4 protein-coding genes are annotated in these 3,947 nt (G+C 68.8%); all 4 read right to left on the bottom strand.

What is annotated here, in order from left to right:
* Nucleotides 1-327 (bottom strand): hypothetical protein (locus tag ACXJKR_RS26590; RefSeq protein ID WP_457325370.1); only part of this gene is annotated, 327 nt, incomplete at its 3' end.
* Between the two features lie 64 nt (nt 328-391).
* Entirely contained in the window at nt 392-2,203 is a 1,812-nt protein-coding gene (locus ACXJKR_RS26585) for a putative bifunctional diguanylate cyclase/phosphodiesterase (protein ID WP_457325369.1), read from the bottom strand.
* Nucleotides 2,200-2,760 carry a YfiR family protein gene (locus ACXJKR_RS26580; protein ID WP_457325368.1) on the bottom strand — a complete coding sequence of 187 codons (561 nt, stop codon included), beginning with the start codon at nt 2,758-2,760 and terminating at the stop codon, nt 2,200-2,202. The genes ACXJKR_RS26585 and ACXJKR_RS26580 overlap by 4 nt, the downstream gene beginning before the upstream one ends.
* Nucleotides 2,761-2,768: 8 nt before the next feature.
* Nucleotides 2,769-3,947, bottom strand: a 1,179-nt coding sequence (locus ACXJKR_RS26575; RefSeq protein ID WP_457325367.1) for a TonB-dependent receptor plug domain-containing protein, incomplete at its 5' end; no start/stop codon positions are given.

Genomic DNA, 3,947 nt, shown 5'->3' with positions numbered 1-3,947 from the left:
CTGCCGCCCCCACGACCCATCCAGCGCCAGCCCCACGCCCGCCAGACGCTGCCGGCGCAGCCGCATGCAGATCCACGTCACCCCCAGCAGAAACACGACCGGCAGCGGCGACAGCCACGCCTTGGCGACGCCGATCTGCTGCAAGCCGTGAGACACCGGCCGGTACACCCACTGGCTGGCCAGGAAGATGGCCATGAAGAGAAGGATCCACCAGCCGCTGCGCAGGCGGCCCTGATCGTTGCGTAGCAGCTTGTTCAATTGCGCATCCTTGCAGGTCGGAGGGGTGGCGGTGCGCGCAATTCTGTTGAGCACGGTTGAGATCGACAACGGCCAGGCGACGAACCGCAGATCGGCCGGACAGACGACCCGATGGGAGCAACGGCCTGCCGGATCAGTCGACCGACAGCAATCCTGGCATCTCGTCCGGCGGCACCGGCCTGCAGAAGGCAAACCCCTGCATCAGGTCGCAGCCCATTGCGATCAGGGCCGCCTCGTCCGCCGGCAATTCCACGCCTTCGGCCACGACGACCATGCGCATGGCGTGCGCGACGCGCACCATGGATTCGACCAGCATGTGGGAGTCGGCATTGCCCGACAGCCCGTGCACGAAGAGGCGATCAATCTTGAGCTTGCGGCAGCGGATGCGGCGCAGATAGGCCAGCGAGCTGTAGCCCGTGCCGAAGTCGTCGATGGCCAGGTTGTAGCCCAGGCCCTGCAAGGTGAAGACGAAGGAATCCGGCTTGTCGATGTCCTCGAAGCCGGCGCTTTCCGTCAGCTCGAATTCGATCTCGTCCGGCCCCAGCTGCAGCGTCTTGAGCTGCTGCAGGAAGCGCTCGCGGTGCTGGGGCTTGCGGCATTGCTCCCAGGACAGGTTGACGGCCACCGGCGGGCAGGCCAGGCCCCGGGCGCGCAGGCCGTCGAGGTCGCGGCGCAGCACGGCCAGCAGCGCCAGGCTGAGCTCGACGATCAGGCCCGAGTTCTCTGCCACCGGGATGAATTCGGCCGGCGGCACCCAGCCCCGCTGCGGGTGGTGCCAGCGCGCCAGCGCCTCGAAGCCGTGGATGCGGCGCGCGGCGTCGTACTGCGGCTGGTAGGCCAGGCAGAACTGCCCCTGCGCCAGGCCTTCGCGTATATCGTGCTCCAGCGCCAGCCGCAGGCGCAGGGCCTCGCCGATCTGCGGCGTGAAGAGCTGGAAGCTGTCCTTGCCGATCTGCTTGGCATGCCGCAGCGCGGCATCGGCACTGCGCAAGGCCTCGCTCGCATCACGCGCGTGCTCGGGCAATGAGACGCCGCCACTGGAGACATGCAGATGCAGCCAATGGCCGTCGTGCAGCACCGGCTGCGTGAGTTCGGCCTGCAACTGGGCGACATGGCTGCGCAACGCCTCGTCTTCCAGGCCCGGCACCAGCAGCAGTGCGAATTCGTCGGCGGACAGGCGGGCAATCTGGTCGCCGGGCCGGCGCAGCAGCCTGAGCCGCTGGCCAATGGCCTGCAGCACGGCGTCGCCGGCGGCGTGCCGATGCTGGTCGTTGATCCGCTTGAAATCGTCGAGGTCCAGGATCAGCAGGGTGGTGCGGCCGTGGTGGTGCAGCACACGCTCCAGCAGCCCGCGCAGGTGCTCACGGTTGGGCAGGTCGGTCAGTGCGTCAAAGCGCGCGAGATAGCGGGTGCGGCGCTCGACCTCCTTGATCTGCACCCGCAGCCGCTTGGACAGCCACCAGGCCAACCCGGCGGTGGCCAGCAGGGTGCCCATGGTGGCGGCGAGGAACTGGGCCACGTCCATCCACATCGGCAGGCGGCTGGCCTCCACGATCAGCATGCCGACTCGCCGGCCGTCGGCCATGACCGGCACCTGCACGCTCGCCGTGCCGGCGGCCTCGTGCAACCAGGTGACCTCGGCCGCGGTGCGCGAGAACTGCGTGAAGACGGCGCCGTCGCCCTTCAGCAGGCGGGCATGCACGATGGACGGGCTCTGCTGCAGGGCAGCCAGGCTTTCGCCGGCATCGCTGCGGCTGTCGAAGACCAGCGCCGCCGAGACCGTCTGCGCGACGATGTCGGCCTGGGTGCGCAGGTCCTCGAGCTGGCGGTCATGCAGGCGCYAGTACTGCAGCACGCTGAGCAGCAGTGCGAAGACCAGCAAGGCGGCCAGCGCGACCACGAGTTCGCGCAGGCGATCGAAGGCATCGGCAAATTGCGGCTTCACGGCGATGTCGTCTGGTGGCGAACGTAGCGGGCCAGGCGCAGCAGCTTGGTGCTGATGGCCAGGCCGACACGGCGCGCGGCGTCGAGGTCCACGTCGAAGACGATACGGCCGTCTTCAATCTGCAGGTTGATCATGGCACCCTGCTCCAGCATCACCGCCACATCCGATATGACGAGCACCGGCAGGTCGGCCAACACCGGGCGCAGCGCCGGCTGCGGCGTGGGCAGGTAGAGCAGATGGCAGCCGGCGAGCTGGTCAGCACGGGCCTGATGGCGCACGTCGACGGTGAGGTGCCGGATCGGTCGACCCGCCAGGGACTGAAGCGCGCCGTCCATGCGGCCCTCGCCGACAGTGCACAGCTGCAGCGGCCGCCCCGCCAGCTCGCGGTCGGCGGGCCAGGTGACGAACATCAGCAGGCGGTAGACAACCTCGGCTTTCAAGGTTTCCGGGCTGGCGCTCTGCGCCGCGGCCGGCTGGGCCGACAGCAGGCCGAGCAGGATCGCGCAGCCGGCACGCCAGCCCGCCCATCCCTTCACCGCTGCTCGACTGCCGCGCATGGCCAGGCTCAGAGCGTGAAGCGCCAGTCCAGGCGCCAGGCGCGCCGGGGCTGAGGGATGGCGCTCAGCGACGTGTCGGGGGTCGACGGGTCGAAAATGCGGCGGTCCAGCGCGTTGCTCAGGTGCAGGGCCAGGCTCTGGCGCGGATCGACGTGATAGCGCAGATGAGCGTTGACGAGGGCGCTGGTCGGCACCTCGACGCGGCCGCTGCGGCGGCCGAGCAGGTTCCACTCCGTGCCAAGCTGCCAGCGCTGCCACACCGGTGAGACGAGGTCGCCCTTGAACATCCACGAGGGCGAATTGCTCAGGCGCTGGCCGGTGTCGTCGCGGCCGTCCATCCAGGACGCACTGATGTGCCAGAGCCAGCCGTCCGTCGCGCGCTTTTCGACGCCCACATCCACGCCCCGCAACCTGACGCTGCCGACATTGCGGTACTGCACCACCGCCTCGCTCTCGCTGCCGACGGGCTGCTGCTCGATCAAGCGGTTCATGCGCGTGTAGTAGGCGTTGGCGCTGAGCGCATGGCCGCTGTGCAGCACGTACTCCCAGGCAGCTTCGACGGAGTTGAGGCGCTCGGGCTTCAGCTCGTTGCTGCGCAGCTGGGAAACCCCGCCGTCGTCGTAGAAGCGCTCGTACAGATTGGGCGTGCGAAAGGATTGCGCCCACATCAGCTTGAAGGACTCCCGCTCGTCGGGCCGCAGCGCCAGCACGGCGCGCGGCGACATGGCTGGCGCGAAGCCTCTCACATGGTCCAGGCGCAGGCCGGTGGTCAGCTGCAGCACCGATGAAAGCCGCCACTGGTCTTGCGCGTAGACGCCCGCGGCGTCCTGGGTGACGTGCGAATCCAGGCGCAGCGCATAGGGGTCGACGTCGTAGTTGCGCTGCAGGCCCTGGGGCGAGGTGCGCAGCTCGGCGCCGAACATCAGCTGATGGTTGAGCAGGCCTCGCCACAGCATGCGCGCCTCCAGCGTCGTCCATTGGGCGCGAGCTTCGTCCTTGTTGACGAGTTGAGGCGCCGGCCCGAAGACATAGCGGCCACGGAATTCATAGCCCGCCACACTGAGCCGCGCCGAGCGGCGTACATCGCCCTGCCAGCCTTCGTCGTAGCTGAGCTCGCCCAGCACCAGGCTGTCGGTGTAGTGGGTGCCGGGCACACCGGGCTCGGTGCCGTAGGGTGCGGTCGGGGC

It is taken from the genome of Roseateles sp. P5_E11, assembly GCF_054049355.1.
This window is presented reverse-complemented; position numbering and strand designations above follow the sequence as displayed.

Coding starts and splice junctions, on each gene's coding strand:
- ACXJKR_RS26580 (WP_457325368.1), bottom strand. CDS start 2,760: ATGCGCGGCAGTCGAGCAGCGGTGAAGGGATGGGCGGGCTGGCGTGCC.